12 protein-coding genes are annotated in these 16,843 nt (G+C 38.4%); 9 read left to right on the top strand and 3 right to left on the bottom strand.

Annotated elements, in window-relative coordinates; genetic code table 11:
- Window positions 1-95: 95 nt before the first annotated feature.
- From QNI15_RS02440 to QNI15_RS02410, 7 genes are all read left to right on the top strand, one after another.
- Window positions 96-650: a hypothetical protein gene (locus QNI15_RS02440; protein ID WP_314030346.1), complete on the top strand. Its 555-nt coding sequence runs from the start codon at window positions 96-98 to the stop codon at window positions 648-650.
- A gap of 831 nt (window positions 651-1,481) precedes the next feature.
- Window positions 1,482-1,913, top strand: a complete 432-nt coding sequence (locus tag QNI15_RS02435) for a hypothetical protein (protein ID WP_314030344.1) — start codon at window positions 1,482-1,484, stop codon at window positions 1,911-1,913.
- A gap of 587 nt (window positions 1,914-2,500) precedes the next feature.
- Window positions 2,501-3,763: a hypothetical protein gene (locus QNI15_RS02430; RefSeq protein ID WP_314030342.1), complete on the top strand. Its 1,263-nt coding sequence runs from the start codon at window positions 2,501-2,503 to the stop codon at window positions 3,761-3,763.
- A 105-nt stretch (window positions 3,764-3,868) separates the two neighbouring features.
- A complete protein-coding gene (locus QNI15_RS02425) occupies window positions 3,869-4,747 on the top strand; it encodes a class I SAM-dependent methyltransferase (RefSeq protein ID WP_313993800.1) in 879 nt (292 codons plus the stop codon).
- A gap of 755 nt (window positions 4,748-5,502) precedes the next feature.
- Window positions 5,503-6,792 (top strand): erythromycin esterase family protein, encoded by a 1,290-nt coding sequence (locus QNI15_RS02420; protein ID WP_314030341.1) that lies wholly within the window; start codon window positions 5,503-5,505, stop codon window positions 6,790-6,792.
- Between the two features lie 198 nt (window positions 6,793-6,990).
- Entirely contained in the window at window positions 6,991-8,070 is a 1,080-nt protein-coding gene (locus tag QNI15_RS02415) for an iron-containing alcohol dehydrogenase family protein (RefSeq protein ID WP_313975389.1), read from the top strand.
- Between the two features lie 102 nt (window positions 8,071-8,172).
- Window positions 8,173-8,427, top strand: coding sequence for a hypothetical protein (locus tag QNI15_RS02410; protein ID WP_314030339.1), 255 nt, complete (start codon window positions 8,173-8,175; stop codon window positions 8,425-8,427).
- Between the two features lie 25 nt (window positions 8,428-8,452).
- On the opposite strand, the gene QNI15_RS02405 is transcribed toward QNI15_RS02410, so the two are convergent.
- From QNI15_RS02405 to QNI15_RS02395, 3 genes are all read right to left on the bottom strand, one after another.
- Entirely contained in the window at window positions 8,453-9,235 is a 783-nt protein-coding gene (locus tag QNI15_RS02405; protein WP_314030337.1) for an alpha/beta fold hydrolase, read from the bottom strand.
- Window positions 9,236-9,500: 265 nt separating this feature from the next.
- Window positions 9,501-10,418, bottom strand: a complete 918-nt coding sequence (locus QNI15_RS02400) for a DUF4397 domain-containing protein (RefSeq protein WP_313975385.1) — start codon at window positions 10,416-10,418, stop codon at window positions 9,501-9,503.
- 81 nt (window positions 10,419-10,499) lie between these two features.
- Window positions 10,500-13,829: a TonB-dependent receptor gene (locus QNI15_RS02395; RefSeq protein WP_313993786.1), complete on the bottom strand. Its 3,330-nt coding sequence runs from the start codon at window positions 13,827-13,829 to the stop codon at window positions 10,500-10,502.
- A gap of 574 nt (window positions 13,830-14,403) precedes the next feature.
- Here QNI15_RS02395 and QNI15_RS02390 point away from each other — a divergent pair.
- Both QNI15_RS02390 and QNI15_RS02385 read left to right on the top strand, forming a co-directional pair.
- Entirely contained in the window at window positions 14,404-15,168 is a 765-nt protein-coding gene (locus tag QNI15_RS02390; protein ID WP_313993783.1) for an alpha/beta fold hydrolase, read from the top strand.
- 24 nt (window positions 15,169-15,192) lie between these two features.
- Window positions 15,193-16,530 (top strand): apiosidase-like domain-containing protein, encoded by a 1,338-nt coding sequence (locus tag QNI15_RS02385; RefSeq protein WP_313993780.1) that lies wholly within the window; start codon window positions 15,193-15,195, stop codon window positions 16,528-16,530.
- The last annotated feature ends 313 nt before the right edge of the window (window positions 16,531-16,843 follow it).

The raw sequence follows: 16,843 nt of genomic DNA, 5'->3' as shown, positions 1-16,843 counted from the left end.
GGAATACACTGAGGTACATTATTTTATAGATAATAATGTATCTTGTATGCTGTAGAATAATGCATGCATTTACAACGTAGGTAACTAAAACAATTATGGACAACAGCAAAGAAATTGCCGCCAAGTATCATGTCAGTGAAGAAACTGTAAAAGTTCTCTTATATGGCTTACGGCTATCAGGTGGAACGCAGGTACAGTTTAATATTCCGGAACTGGGAGGTATGGGACAATGGCAATCCGGAATGGTTATGATTGGAGATATGTTTAACTCCAGCCTCAAAGATAAAGTGAATCAGATTTGCACAGAACTGGCAGTATGGGTAAGAAATGCAGAGACACAGGCTGAAACTCAGATTCTACCTGATCATCATAAAGCTACTCCTGATAAATCTACAACAAAAGCTACTTCTACCAGAAGTGCTTCGTTTCAGGGGAGTCAGAATGGTCTTCATTATAGCTACTACGCTTCTGAAAACGTACTTGAAATTGATGATAACGGAAAAAAAGCAAAATACGATACAACAGGATATCAGCTAACTGGTGTACAGCAATCGCAGGACAATAGTAGCCAAAGTGTTAGCTTTACTCATCCGGGAGGTACATTGCGACTTAAAGACCTGAAGAAGGTAAAGGATGTAAAGAAGAGTTAGGTGTATATAAAGCCTGAAAGTGCCCTGTAATATAGTCATGCTACAGACCAAACAAGCTAAGCATGACTATATTACAGGGCACTTTTGCATTTTCATCTCTCCATGTACGACAATTTACTTGTAATGGTTTTTATAATTTTATGTGTGGTAATGGTATAAATTAGCGTTTTGAATAAATGAGTGGATAGATAACACATAAAAAATGGGTATTTTTTTTGAAACTTACATTCGTTGTTTTAGGATATTGTTGCCGGGAGGATTAATAATGGTTAATTAATTTACTAGTAGTATTACTAATTAGAAAATAAAAAGAAGAGTTTTTATATTGAATATTTACTATGAGCTTGATTAGGGGTTTTTTAAATTTTTTGAGGAGAAACTAAAATACATATGTCTGTAAAAATAAAAAAGTTTATCAATCGCTAATAGGTAGTGAATTAAATATGTATATAAATAATTTTTTAATTTTTATATATTTATTTTGTAGATTTTTTTGGGTATTTTTTTAGAGTTTTGATGATAATATTGTAAAAATATAGATGTTATTTTATTGATTATTTTTAAATAGAGATGGTGTAGTATAATATGGCTGTTTTTTGATGTATATGTTTACTTTAGAGAATGTACTTATTTTTCAGGTATATACTTTTAAGATAATATTCATAAATTGCTGTTACCTTTTTACTGATATTTCAGTGTGTATTTTTTTAGCATAAATAAAGTGTGATGAAATGACACGGTAATGTTTTTGCTTTTTTCACTCAATAGGAGAGCAGACACTTTTTTATTTTTGACTATTAATTTTATTCATCTTAAAAATAGTATTCAATAATGAAAGAAATCGGCGCACTGAAAAAAGAAGGTTTTGATATACCTTTTGTTAAATTTCTTTTACGGAAAGATAACGTATTAATTATGGAGTGGAAGGGCTTTGTTAAGGCTGATTTGATTAAAGAAGCTCACGAAAAAGCGTTAACCGTAATAAAAGATCATAATGTGACCGGGTTGGTAGAAGACGTAGTAAACTTTACAGGACCTTTTACAGAAGTTAATCAGTGGTTTATTTCTTACTGGGTTCCTGCTGCATTAAAAGTAGGTCTTAAAAAAGCAGGTGTGTTGATGAGTGGTAGTTACTTTACTCAACTTTCTGTAGAGCAATTGAAAGAAAATGCTGACTTCAAGAGACTTGGTTTAGGTTACCGGATTTTTGGAGAGATGAATAAGGCTACAGATTGGCTTCTTGAAGGAGCAACTGTAAAATAGGGCTGGTACAAGCTTACTAAAGACTATAGTTTGATGGCTTTTCAATGTATATCCAGTGTGAGAATACATTGAAAAGCATTACTTACTCAACAACGATACCGGGGTTTTACGCTACACTCATATAGTACTTTCTTATATCCGCATTGATAGAAAGATTCTATCAATGCTCGTATTCTGCAATTAATTTCTCTGAAGTTGTTTAGGATAATTTTTAAATACGCTCAACGAACAGATTTTGTGGCGAGCCTCAATTTCACGCCCCCAGGTTGGTGTTCTCACCAACCTGCATAATGAGAAACAACTCGTTGGTGATAACACCAACGATGGGAGAAGGCGCAGCACATGTATTTTTAGTTCTTATAGAACTTGTATTAAATCTGCCTTTGTAGCCTTATAAAATTATCCTAAACAACTTCTCTGATAAGCTTCTAGTCAGAACTCAATCTCATTCGTGTATTTCGTTTCAAACGGTCGATTCATAAACGATCAGTACAGATAGTGTATTCACATCTTACAGCGCTAAACCATTCCTAAGGATCATTTAATAGTAGTTTATCTTCATTTACAGTTTATCCCATAATCTGAGCATGAACCGAATTCGGATAAATGCCATGGAAGTCGAGCAACTGCTTGACTTAATGGAGCGGAATAACTTTTTGTATCCTGCCAAAAAGGAGAAACTTATTCCCGTATTGGGAGCTATCAAACAAAATCTGCAACGTGCGTTTGGTCTTCCTGATTCAATGTATCGTACGCTTACCTTCTATGATGGAGCCGAACAGATGTTTGCTTCTATTGCAGCCTGGAAGTATACACCTTCTTCCATGATTATTCTGCATCTGGTATCCAATCAACCCGTAAAAACCCGTGAGATCTTTTTCTACCACATCTTAAAGCTGGCTGCTATTGAGCAGGAGCCAGTACAGGCGATATTAACATATTATCAGCCAAAGACGCGTTTTGCGCATCGCATGTTTACACATCTATATGAAAGACGTGTAGATGAAGGGGTACTGATTGAGCCTTTTCACTTTTATGCCTTTCAGCGTAACAGCATAGACAACACACAGGGTCAGAATTCACCGTCTACCTATAATATCATAAAAGAGCTTGACCGTCAATTAGTATATGTCAATGGTTCTGCTATACCCGGATATGAATCCTCTTCTGCTGGTGCTAAAAAGGTTATAAAACCTCTGGTGGAAAAATGGCTTAACAAGGGTATACAGGATAAAGAGAGAAATGCGACTTCTCCAGTTGGCACTAATAATACAGGACGTTGGCAAATCCAATCCATTCAGCGAGAGGATCATGCTGCTTTCGCTGATCTTTTGCAGGCTGAAAGAGGCCAGTTATATACTCAGGCATTGGATCTGGAAGGCGAAGATATGACTCTGAGCAAACTGGATGGGCGTTATCAGCAGCAAGGGCTTACTCGTCGCCGGGCAATTTTGTTATGTTATGCCAGAGAATCTGGTCTTTTAGCTGGTGCGTTGGTCATTAACCGAGGGTCTGTAGGTCTGCACTTTTCGCAAATTGAAAATGCCGCTGAATTTATTGGCAATAGCCTGTTGTCTCCTACAGAATTATCCGAAGTTCTGAGTACCCTTATTCAGGCCAGCAAAGAAGCCTATGCAGATTGTGAACTGGAGGTAGTGCCTCTTTTGATTAAATCTTCACAGGCGGAACAAATGTCAGTGCCTGGACTGGTATTTCAGAGACAATATAATCTGATGATTTGTAACCGGGCCAATTTTATAAACTGGATTACGTATCTGATGCAGGAGTACGAGAAATCTCTGAATTATTCAATAAATCAATCTGATACAATGACTATTGAAGCTGCGTAAGCTTTTCGGTTGATATATCTGTTGATAATTCTAAAGTTACTTAGCCTTTAGTTAACCTCTTAATACGAAGCACACATATTTTCTATATTTTACTATTAGTTATTCATGTCTGAACTTATTCAATCTCTTTCTACGAATTCTGCTACGAAACAGAATTCCACTGTAAACTCCTCTGAGGCTTATAGTCGTTCCCGTTATCTGATGGATGATCCTCGCGAAGCAAAACGCCTGGATGCTAAAGTAAATCCGGATGAGTTTATTTCTACTTTCTTGTCACCTGTATTGACAGAAGGTGCACAAACTATTGCAGATTTGGGTTGTGGGGCAGGTGCTATTATTTCTGCATTGGCAGCGAAATTTCCTGAAAAGCAGTTTTTTGGAGTAGATGTCAGTGCAGCCCGTTTGGAACAGGCACAGCTGAAATGCTTTACAGAAGAAGGAAATGCACTTACCAACATTTCTTTCCGTGAGGGATCTATTTATGAAATTCCACTGGAATCAGACTCGGTAGATGTGGTATATACCCGCTTTCTGCTTGAATACCTGAAAGAACCAGTTGCTGCTATTCGTGAGCTGAAGCGTATCATCCGTCCGGGAGGTAAAGTAGTATTACAGGATCTGGATGGACAGTTATTGTTCCAATATCCGTTCAGTGTACCTGAAATGGAACAGGTGTTTGATTACCTGAATAAGAAGACTGGCTTTGATCCGTACATTGGACGTAAACTATTTGCTTATTCCCGTCAGGCTGGATTAGTGTTAGACAAAATGGATGTGCGGGCATATCACTTATTCCCTGGCAAGATTGATGATTACAATCGCTGGTTATGGGAGATGAAGTTTGATATCTTTATGCCGCAGGCTGCTGAGGCTTTGGGTAGTGAAGAAGCTGCACAACAGTTAAAAACCAAATACATGGCTTTCCTGGATGACCCGGATACCTTGTTGTATTCAAGTTTGTTCACATTATATCTAACTAAATAAGTCTTCTTATTTTCCCCTTCTAAAGCCAATGCCAATAGAAGGGGAAATCTTCCCTCTTAACCTGTCTCTGTATTTTTGTGGAGAGCAATTGTGGCTCTAAGACCAAGATGCTGATTTGGATTCTCATTCAGTGATGTCAATGTAAGAGCAATGGTCTCCTTTATCTCCCTTTTATCTGTTTGATATTCCTGTAGAACACTCTTGCTGTCTATCTTTCTGAAAGAATCAGTCTCCCCTTTATCTGCAAGAAAATAACATTCCCATTTCTGTTATTCTGAAGGTATTTTACTGATTTTGTGTCCGTTACCTTTTTGAACAACCTCCTCTTTATCTTAATAAACGATTACTCCCACCTATCTTCCTAAAAATTCCTCTTACTTTTTTGTCCTTCTGAAAGAATCTTGTGACAAATAGAGTCACATTTCCTTTCTGAGAGAGAAAATAATTCCAATCGGAAAGGCTGCCGATCTTGTCACGGGTTCCTTTCAGGAGGACAGCGAGATTTTCAAGGTGTATTATCTGTGGTTGGTAACATAGGTTTATTCCAACATTTTATCAATGATAAAGGCTCACTCTATAAACAAGTACTATTTTGTTAGTATGATAAACGAGGAGTCGTCTATTGAAAAAGAATAACATACTAATAACTGGTTACTACAAATCATTCAATTACTCTATTAATTGTAGAAAATATAGAAATATATTTATATTGATTTGGTTTTTATCATAACACAGTCGCAATCTGAATGTTACTTATGAACTCAACACCTGAAAAAAACAATGCGAAGTGGAGATGGTCACTCACAGCCACTTGTGTACTCCTGCTGTTTACATCTTTTCGGAATTTGGACAACCAATTGGTTGCCATCCTGAATGCAAATCTGGTTAGTGTACCAACACTTCTTGGCAACGAGTCTCAAGATGATTTGAAAAAACTACAAGCTGTTTTTACTAGCGTAGATAGTAAGGTTATTGCAATTGGTGAACAGTCACATGGAACCAGCGAATTTTTTGAGGTCCGAAAAAAGCTAATCAAACTTTTCTCTTCAGATCCTAAACTCTCAAAGATTGGTTTGGAAGCGCCTATGGCAGAAGTCGAAGATCTGAATGGGTATGTATTGGATGGTCGGGGAGATTTGAAAAGTATTCTGAAAAGTTTTAGACTTTATAACTATGAATGTGCCGAGTTTGTTGATCTGGTCAATCAAGTCCAGGAAATAAATAAGAATAGAAAAACCAAGATTACTTTCTTTGGGTTTGATATTCAAAGCCCATTTAGATCTTTGGAGAAAATCAGAGAGTTTGCCAAAGAGGATACCTCTATTCCTGTCGAGTCGATCAGCAAATTATTATCCGATTATACTTTATTGAATAATCAGGTATATTCTCATAACTTTTCCAGAGAGGATTTTGACTCCTTAAAATATATCAGTCAACCTCTTCTTTCAGGTGTATTTACCTCAACAAAAAATGGTTTATCTATTCGTGATTATCAAACTAATTATCGGCAATTTCTAGCGTTGAATGACCCAGTGACTAACTGGGATACAGGTATAATGTCGGAGATAAGAGATTCTTTGATGGCCGTAAATGTGCTCAACCAAGTCACCAGCAATTCTAAGATAATTATTCTGGCGCACAATGCACATGTTCAGAAAACGATAAATGTCTACTCAAAATCAATGGGATATTTCTTGAAAAGAAGCTTGGGTGGCAATTATAAAGTAATCGGCTTAACAACATCGAAGGGATCATTTACATCTTTCAATCCATCAATTGGAAAGATTTCAAATACGAATCCTCTCACAACACCTGATCCTGATACATTTGAGTACTATTTTTCGTTGACCCAAAAACCTGTTTTTCTAATAGAAACTGCCCGTATTTCCAACTTGGTAAAAGTCAATGAGAGACCAAAAAAATACAGATTACTCCCATCTGGTCTTCCAGAGAGTCAATATGTTACAGGTGATGCTATTGAGGATTTTGATTATATCATTCATATTGAGAAAACATCTGGTAATAAAAGCTTTTACTTGAACTGACACAAACTGTTTTTAGTTATTTCCTTTCTGTAAACTGTGAATGGGATTGAATAAAGGAAAGAACAAATAGAACTGGGGTCGTTATCCCTGCCTGAGGTAGTATTATTCCCTATTTTTATGTATGAATAATCTATAAATCAGTCTACCTTTGCGTCCCTATACAATTCCTTTTATTGATTTTCTTTTTTATTTAAGGATATGAATTACAAAAACTTTAAGAGTGTCGAAAAATGTGTATTCGGCAATGGAAGCTTTAACCAGTTGCGTGAAATTATAGATGCAAAGAAACAGAGTGCAGATGACTATTTTGTGTTTGTAGTAGATGATGTATTTGAGAATAAAGCATTTGCACAACGTATCCCTGTACTCGAAGATCAGGACAAACTGATTTGGGTAAACGTAGACAAAGAGCCTACCACCGAACAGGTAGATGCACTGACTGCTAAAATTCATGGATTTGGCAAATTGCCTGCTGGATTGATTGGTATAGGTGGAGGAAGTACAATGGATATTGTGAAAGCTGTATCTATGTTGTTGACCAATCCCGGACCTGCTACACAATATCAGGGACTGAATCTGATTAAAAACAGAGGTATTTACAAAGTAGGTGTACCTACACTGGCAGGTACAGGGGCTGAGGTATCGATGACAGCTGTATTGACAGGTCCTGTAAAGAAGTTGGGTATCAAGTGTGATTATACCATTTTTGACCAGATCATCCTGGACCCGGAAGTAGTCGCAGATGCTCCTATTGATCAACGTTTCTATACAGGTATGGATTCCTATATCCACTGTGTAGAGTCACTGACAGGTACAAAGAATAATGCATTCAGTACAGCGTTTGGAGAGAAGGCGTTGACTTTGTGCCAGGAAGTATTTTTACGGGAAGATATTTCTCGCCTGGAAGCAGATGAAAAACTGATGATTGCTTCCTATATGGGAGGATTGAGTCTTACCTATTCTGAAGTAGGTGCTTGCCACGCTTTGTCTTACGGCTTGTCGTTTGTATTTGGCTACCGTCATGGTATTGCCAACTGTATTGCATTTGATGTACTGGATGAAGTATACGGTGATTACGTAAATGAATTTCGTCAGATGCTGGCGTTACATAAAGTAACGCTGCCTAAAAATCTGGCTGCTACCTGGACTGAGGAAGAGATTTCTAAAATGGCAGATGTAGCTATTGCATTGGAACACATGTGGATACATGCCTACGGTCCAGACTGGCGCAATGTATTAACCAAGGAGAAAATTATGAACTGGTATCGCATGATGTAAGCGATTCTTGTTGTTTTTTCAATAAATATCATGGAGGAGCAAGAAAATGATTGTAGTTTCGCTACTATCGTTCTTGCTCCTTTTTTATTGACAACTAGCATTATGAAAGTAACTGTAGAAATTAGCTTGTATCCATTGCATGAGCAATATGAAAGCTCTGTACTGGCGTTTATTGAGAAATTAAGAAGGCATCCTGAAGTGGTTGTTGAAACCAATGGTCTGAGTACACAAATCTTTGGGGAGTATGACTTTGTGATGAAAGAACTACTACCTTTACATATTCAGGAAGTTTTCAAAAAGGAAAAGGCCGTTGTTGTCTTAAAGATAGGGCAGGGGCATCTTCGGTATGAAGAATAAGACACATGGTGAATAATCCACTGGCTTAGCTATGTTTCTGGATGAACTGTATGGAAAGCTGATTGAAAATGTCAGGCTGGTCTACATTGACCACATGGCCTGAGTTGGAAACTACTTCCAGTATAGCAGATTGGTGTTGTTTGACAATTGCCCGTACCGGAGCCAGAAACATATAGTCTTCTTCTCCCATCAGATAAAGAGTTGGGATGAAAATCTCTTTTTCATGAAAGTATCTGAGCAATGGATTGATTTCTCCTGTCAGGCGTGTCCAGCGAAGAAACTCTTTTCGTGCCAGGCGTTTAGCTTCCTCAATAAATAAGTGCCGGGATTGCTCGTGTCGTTTTTTAGGCATAATAATCCAGGCCAGCAACTTATATAGCCACATATAGGGCATAACCCGCTTCAGTACATTCCCTGCATGCATGAGTACTTTTGATCGTATGGTAAGCCTTGTAATGGCTCCACCCAGAATCATAGACTTGATACGTTCAGGCTGTAACTCTCCGAGTGTACGGATAATCAGGCAACCCAGAGATATACCGATAAAGTGAGCCGCTTTGATTCGTCTATCATCCAATACTTCCAGTACATCTTTTGTCACATCTGTAAAAGTGTACGTTTTCCGAAGGTGTTCCTGTAACAGGTTTTTGGATTTTCCATGGCCTCTCAGATCAATCAGTAATACATTAAAATGCTGACGAAATTCCCGTAGTTGTTTAAACCAGATAGAGGAGCTTCCTCCCGCACCATGGATAAACACGACCCATTCGGCAGTGGAGTTTTTAATGAACTGTTTAGAGTAGAGCATAGAGGCTGGAATCAGATAGGAAAGATAGTGAATTAAAGGAAAACCAAAAAGTAGAGGCTGACTTCAATAGCATAATCTACTCTCTTATTTTAAACTTGGGAATCGAAAAGGTTAATAAGCGATAGCTTTAAACAGTTTAAAATTGATAGGACTACAAATTTTAATTTCTTGTCCTGGATCTGCTATTTTATAGTATTATTGAAATAAAACTGCCCGACTTAAAAGCCGGGCAGTTTGTATACGTAATAAAATCTAGTATGAAATTTTATTTGGTTGGGTGTTTTATCGATTCAACATCTATTTCTTTTGCTCCACCTCCACCAATCAAACCTCTCACAAAAATTGTGTATAGTTTTCCTTCTTCAAAGTTTTCAGTAAAGTCAATAGGTGCTGTTAGCGGTTTAACACCTGTGCCTAGTGTTACATTGCTATTGATGATTTGCAATGCATAACTTCCTGCATCAATGGCAGTAAATGCAGCTGTATTTGTGCTTACTCTATCATTATCAATTGTCACACTTTTTGATATTTCCAGATAGGGTCTTCTTTGTGCGTTTCTAACTGTATCTGTCTTGTTAGTTCTTGTATTTTTTACTGCAATTTTCGTTGGAAGGATACTTGCTTTTGTATCTGCATCTACAAGTTCTAACGCTTGTGCATTTGGTGATAAGTTAATAAAACGAACAAACGCTTTTCCTGCAACTGCACTACGTACAATATCTTCTACCGGAAATAAACGTAATCCTCCCTGATCCGTTACACCGGCAGGTGTAGTAGGTTTTGGACGAGTGGTTGTGTCTGTTACAAATACAGTGTAGTACTTACCTGCTGTAGTCGTAAAGTTGGTATTATTAGTTGATCCTGCTCTATATACTACATCATTTGAGCCAAGAGTACCTCCGATTTGTCCTGAAGCTGCTTTAGCACGAAACTGGAGGGGACCTGCTTGTGGAGTATTGTAACTTTCCTGAATATTTGGAAATGTTAATCCTGTTCCTGCAGCTATGTTATTGATAAAGAAATTTAATTGTGGAGCATCAGGTGATGCATTAACAAACAAAATGTTTGCTGTTAAAGAGGATGGTGCCGTTGCAGGAACAGGAGTTGGAGTTTCCGGTTCACTACATGCAGCCAACATACTTGCCATCACACCAGCAATAAGGCTATATCTTGTAATTTTCATGATATCTTCTTTTTATAGCTTAATGTTTTAAGAACTATACAGAAGACCTATTACTATGCTAAGGCCTTCTGTAAGTATAGATTAATTAAAAGTATAACGTAAGCCAATCTGTAGCTGCCAACGAGAATTGATGTCAGTACCTGATAAATATGATTTGCTCAATGGTGTGCCATTAGAGTTGGTAGCAAATGTATAGATTGGTCTGCCAGTTGTTGGTGTTGCATTATGAGTTGTTTCGTATCCAACAAAGTTAAGGATACTGCTTCTTGCAGGGTTCTTAACTAATCCCAAATCAGAGTTGATCAGATTCAGTGCATTGATTAACTCTACAGATATTTGTAAGCTATTACGTTTACCTCCAATGTTTTGGAATACATCTTGCAATAGACGTAAGTTCAGACGGTGTACCCATGGGGCAATAGCTCCATTACGTTGTGCATATTGGCCACGACGGCTATTCAGGTATTTATCCTGGCTAATGTATGCATCTAACTGTTCCCAAATCTGAGTAGGTGTACGTTTATCGTTTGCATCTGTTGTTGTCAGAATAATTTCATTCTGATTTCTAGGGATATAGATCAGGTCATTAGAATTAACACCATCACTATTAGGGCTATTACCATATACATAAGAGAAGTTAGCGCCTGAACGTCCTTCATAAATAGCAGAGATTGTAGTGGCTAAACGGCTTAAGTATTCAACACGATACGAAGCACTAGCTATAACTCTGTGAGGAGTAAGGTTACTTGAGTATGATAATACAGGTGAATTAGGATTTCCTACAACCTGGTTACCTGAGAATAGACCTCCAGCAGTAGATCCACTCTGACTATTCAAATCTCTGGAATCTGTATACGTATAGGCTGCAGAAGCATAGATACCATTACTAAAGTTTTTCTGTAACTGAGCTGTAATACTCCACTGATATCCTTTGTTTGTATTATCCAATACCAATGCCTGTACGATTCTGTCATTGATACGTCTGTCTTTAGGTGCAATAACAGTCGCATCTCCTGCAACTCCTCCAAATAATGGACGACCATCACCCACAAGAGTACCTACAGGATCTGCTAAGTTTGCATCACGAATATACACTGCATTGAGGTCTTTGGTATAGATAAATTCCAATGTACCAACAAGGCCCCATGGTAGTTGTTGATCAATCGCAATGTTGCTTCTCCATACTTGCGGGAATTTAAAGTTTCTCACAGTTGAGTTAATAGAGAATGTTGCTGGTGGAGATTGAATAGTCTCAGGTGAAGGATTGTTTGCATTCGGATTTGGGCTAAATACAGGAGTCGCAGCATTGCTGGTTGCATTAATAGTTCCAAAGAATAAACCATTGTTACTAATCTGGTTAGAGACCCAAACAAATGGAATACGACCTGTAAAGATACCTGTTCCTCCACGTAATTGAGTCGTTTTATCACCTTTTACATCCCAGTTAAACCCTAATCGAGGAGAGAACAATGGTGTGGATTTAGGTAGCTTTCCTACAAGAATTTGTTCTTTACCTGCAAATTTCATTGTATCAGACACAGGGTTGCCATCCAGTTTTGTCGGGAAAATAGGAATGTCTACACGAATACCACCTGTTAATTTTAGATTCTTAATACCCGTATATTCATCCTGAGCATAAAATCCTAATTGCAAGGCTGACCATTCTGCTCTTGGTGCAGGTTGATCTTTTAGGGCTGAATACTGTAATAAATATTGACTAGCATAATTGTTATTTGTACTAGTGCGACTTTGGTTTCTAACATTCTCAATAAAATCACTAACGCTATTAAATTGATAAACACCCTGTATCTGTTGTGTAAATACGTTGTTGAAGTGGAAGAACTCATTTGCTGTTCCCACTGTAACTGTATTGTTCTTCAGATAGATGCTAAAGTTATCATTAAGCTGGAATACATCCTGGTTAAGTAAGTTATTAGGCGTAAACGGATCAGGACCAAAAGTTGTTAATGTTTGTCCGTTAGGTCCCAGAATGTCAACCGTTGGGAATTTTGGAACGGCTCCTCCACCTGCTTGCTCTCTGAAATCCCGGAAACGTGTGTAACCTGCAGTTAATGTGTTAGAGTATTTATTTCCAAAGCTGGAGTTTAATTCTGCGATGACAGACAACATATTGTTGTTGATGCGATACCAGGAACTAGAGAATGGCAGCGCATTGTTGCTGTTTTGACGTCCACCGGGAGGTGAGGAACCGAAACCACCTGAATTGCTTGGAGGCACATCTCTGTATGAGTTCAACTGGTTATAACGCAACGTTAATTTATGAGACTGATTAATGTTCCAGTCTAATTTAGCCAGATACTTGCTGCTTTGGCTTGGTGCATCAAAGTTAGCAAAAGTGCCCGGGTCAAATGTCCAATCCTTCCCAGTTTCAGTGTTTATTAGAAAATCTCTTAAACGATTTAATTCTGCTGAAGTCTGCTGATAAGGTGTTCCACTGGCAGATTGTCCATCAGCAGGGAATGTTACTGCTGGATCAATTCGTTTCTCCAACTCTACGTTTACAAAGAAAAATAGTTTGTTTTTTACGATTGGGCCACCCAAACGGAAACCCATGTTGCGATTGCGGAACTCAACCAGTGGTTGTTTTACTCCCTCAATCTTTTTTCCTGCAAAACTTTCGTTACGATAGAACCAATAAGCAGAACCCTGGAATTCGTTTGTCCCACTACGAGTAACTGCGTTAATTCCAGCACCTGTAAAAGCTCCCTGGCGTACATCATAAGGGGCTACAGATACATTAATTTCCTGAATAGCATCCACACTGATTGGTTGTGCATTGGATTGCCCTCCTGGAAGTGCACTCAAACCAAATACGTTATTGGAAGTAGAACCATCAATAGAGAAGTTATTGTACTGGTTACTTCTTCCTCCAAAGGTAAAGTTTGTACCTGCCTGTGGTGTCAACGCACTAAAATCCTGAAAGCTACGTGTAATAGATGGAAGCCTTTCAAACTGCTCACGGCGTATGTTTGTTGCAGCACCTGTTCTATCAGAGTTAAGAATCGGATCTTTGGCTCCGGAAACAACAACTTCTGACAGTTGTGTACTTTCATCAGAAAGCTTGAAGTTGGCAGTAAAGCTTTGTCCAAGACTAAGCTGAACACCTTCCTGCTTTTGTTCTTTGTATCCAACAAATGTAACAGTGATGGTATACGGACCACCAACGCGGGCAGTTGGAAAGTTATAACGTCCATCTGCACGTGTGATTTGTGCATATTGTGTTCCGGAAGGAGTATGTACAGCAACTACGGTAGCCCCCGGCAGTACTTCTCCTTTGGTGTCTGTAACAACCCCGCTGATAGATGCCGTGGTAATCCCCTGTGCTACAACTTCCTTTCCAGCTAATAAAGCTAAGAACAGGATTGAAAGCGTGAGTAATCTTTTAAGCATAATTAAGGTTTAAGATAAATGAAGAAATTGGATTTAGATGATGAGAAAAGGTGTGAAACAATTTGTCTTTGATAGTTGGATTTTACAGGTAAGAGTAGTGAAATCTTACACCCCTTTTACCTTGCAAAACTACTTCCTGCAATTATCTTTCGATAATGATTAATATTAATTAATTGTTAATTGAATTGCTTGGAATTTGTATTATTTTTATTAATACTTAGATAAAATGAATTTGAGAAATCCGTTGTCTTTAACCCTTACCTAGTAAATTAAAGGGCATTTTTTATAAATTTGAGCTGGTTTTATATAAAAGAAGACTTTTTTAGAGGCAGAAAGACGTATAAGTATAATGTTTGTTCAAAAATATGCTTATTTTCTGAAACCAAAAAATTTAATTTTTTATATGTCAGTGTCAGTTTGTACAAAAAATAATGGGGAAGTAAAGAGTAAAATGGGATAGAAAAAATAGATATATGTTGTTGTAGAACTAACATCCTGAATTTTACCTTCTATACTAAAACAAGAACAGAAATTTTACTATTTTTTGCTTATATAATCTCTATATTTATTTTTCATGCAATTAAACTACAAAGTACTGGGAGAAGGAAAACCTCTCATCATTATGCATGGCATTTTTGGGCTAATGGATAACTGGATGGGACTGTCGAAGGTTCTTTCTCAAAACTATACAGTCTATCTGCTGGATTTGCGCAACCATGGACGTTCACCTCATTCGGATGAGTTTGATTATGAGGCCATGAGTCAGGATTTGCGTAAGTTCATGGAAGAACATGCCATTGAGAATCCTCATATCATCGGACATTCGATGGGAGGGAAGGTGGCTATGTATTTTGCTGGTCGTTTTCAGCCCGAATTATTTGATAAAATGGTGATAGTGGATATTGCTCCAAAATATTATCCTGTACATCATCGTTCTATACTCGACGCTTTGCAAAGTGTTGATTTACAGAGTTTACAAAGTCGTACTCAGGCAGATGAGGTATTGGCGCGTTCTATACCAGAGATGGATGTACGACAATTCTTGCTGAAAAACCTATATAGAAAAGATGAAGGAGGTTTTGGCTGGCGTTTTAATCTGAATATATTGAATCAGGAGATAGAAAATGTAGGGGAAGGACTACCTGAACATTTTTATTCAGAACGACCGTTTTTATTTATTCGTGGTGGGCTTTCTCATTACATCAAGGACGGTGATATGGATTTGATCTTAAAACATTTTCCCAATGCGCGTTTGGAAACAGTAGCAGGGGCAGGACATTGGGTTCATGCAGAGAAACCTGAAGAATTGCTTACCCTGGTACAGGATTTTATACGTTAAGTTTCTATCTAACTAACGACATCTATGCGCAAAATACTGCCTGTTTTTTTTGCTATATGGCTTGCATGTAGCTTTTCTATTGCTCAAACTAAAGTAGTATTTCCACTGAAAATCAGTCCTGACAAAAGGCATCTGGTAGATCAGAATAACAATCCGTTTCTCTATGTTTCAGATTCCGGATGGCGGCTTTTTATGGGGTTGACTGAGACTGAAGCCAGAGAATATTTGCTAAAGCGAAAAGAGCAGGGTTTCAATACAATACATGTGATGCTGACCTCTATTCCAGGCGATAAAAACAAGCAGGGACAGGAACCCTTTGTGGAATACGATTTTGTAAAGCCTAATGAAGCCTATTTCAAACATGTAGATCGGATTGTCAGCCTGGCAGACTCTCTCAATATGTTGCTGGCAATTGCACCGCTCTGGTATAGTTGCTGTAATGATGGCTGGGCTACAAGTCCACAAAAATATATGCAAAAGAATGGAAAAGAGAAGTCGTATTTGTTGGGACAATTTGTCGGTAATCGCTATAAAAAGTTTAACAATATACTCTGGATCATTGGTGGGGATAACGATCCGTATGATAATCTGGAGGAAGTGCGACAAATGGCACGTGGCCTGAAACAGGCAGATCCTCAACATTTGATTACATACCATGCGGCAGCCTCACATTCCAGCACTGATGTATGGCCTGCCAACGAAAGCTGGCTGGACATATCTATGACATATACCTATTTCAGAGGATTTACCAAGGCATGGAACAAAGTACAGCCTGATGTATATGAGGTAGGGTACAACGAGTACAGAAAGAGTCCGGTACGGCCTTTTGTACTGGGTGAGTCTACCTATGAAGGAGAACATGGCACACTAGGATCAGATTTGCAAGTTCGCAAGCAGGCATACTGGGCTATGTTATCAGGTGCTGGTGGGCATTCCTACGGTTCTCCATTCTGGAAGGTAGATGCCAGCTGGAAATCGTATCTGGATTTACCGGGAGCTAAGTCGTTAAAACATCTGACAGAGTTATTTCAGACATTTGACTGGACTGCGCTGGAACCTGATATTGCCGGAGCGCTGATTGCCAAAGGCAATGAAAAATACGCCACCAACGATTTTGCTACAGCCGCTATTACCAGAGACCATAAAGTCGCTGTTATTTATGTGCCTTCTGCACGGGGAATCACAGTAAATACGGGTATGCTGGATGGCCGCTTACTAATTCCAAGCTGGTACAACCCACGCACAGGAGAAAAACGAGGTTCTGACCCATACCCTATTGGCTACAAAATGTTGTTCGAATCTCCTGATAAAAACGACTGGGTATTGGTACTGAGGGTAGATGAGAGTGCAAAAAAGAAATAAATTCCAGAATACAAGATGATTCATCCCGAATTTTCTAGAAAGCTAAGCTACAAAGAGAGTGGTGATGACTTTAATCGTGGATGGTAGTGTAGGTGCGTAGGGTTTCCTTTTCCCGCGAGGTTGGCCTTTGGCCTTGCGGGTGGGAGAATCGGGAAAAGGTGTCCTTTTTTGCTTCATTTTTTGGACAAGCAAAAAATGAAGAAGCCGCAAGAAGAAGAATGTAAGGAACAATAAACCAACTGTGAAAGAAACATTTCTCAAAAATAACCCAAGCCTGCACTCTTCTCAAAAGCGTGGGCTTGGGTTACTCACA

Source organism: Xanthocytophaga flava (genome assembly GCF_030068545.1).
Classification (GTDB): Bacteria; Bacteroidota; Bacteroidia; order Cytophagales; family 172606-1; genus Xanthocytophaga; species Xanthocytophaga flava.
The sequence above is the reverse complement of the archived record's forward strand: the minus strand, read 5'-3'. Positions and strand labels throughout refer to the sequence as shown.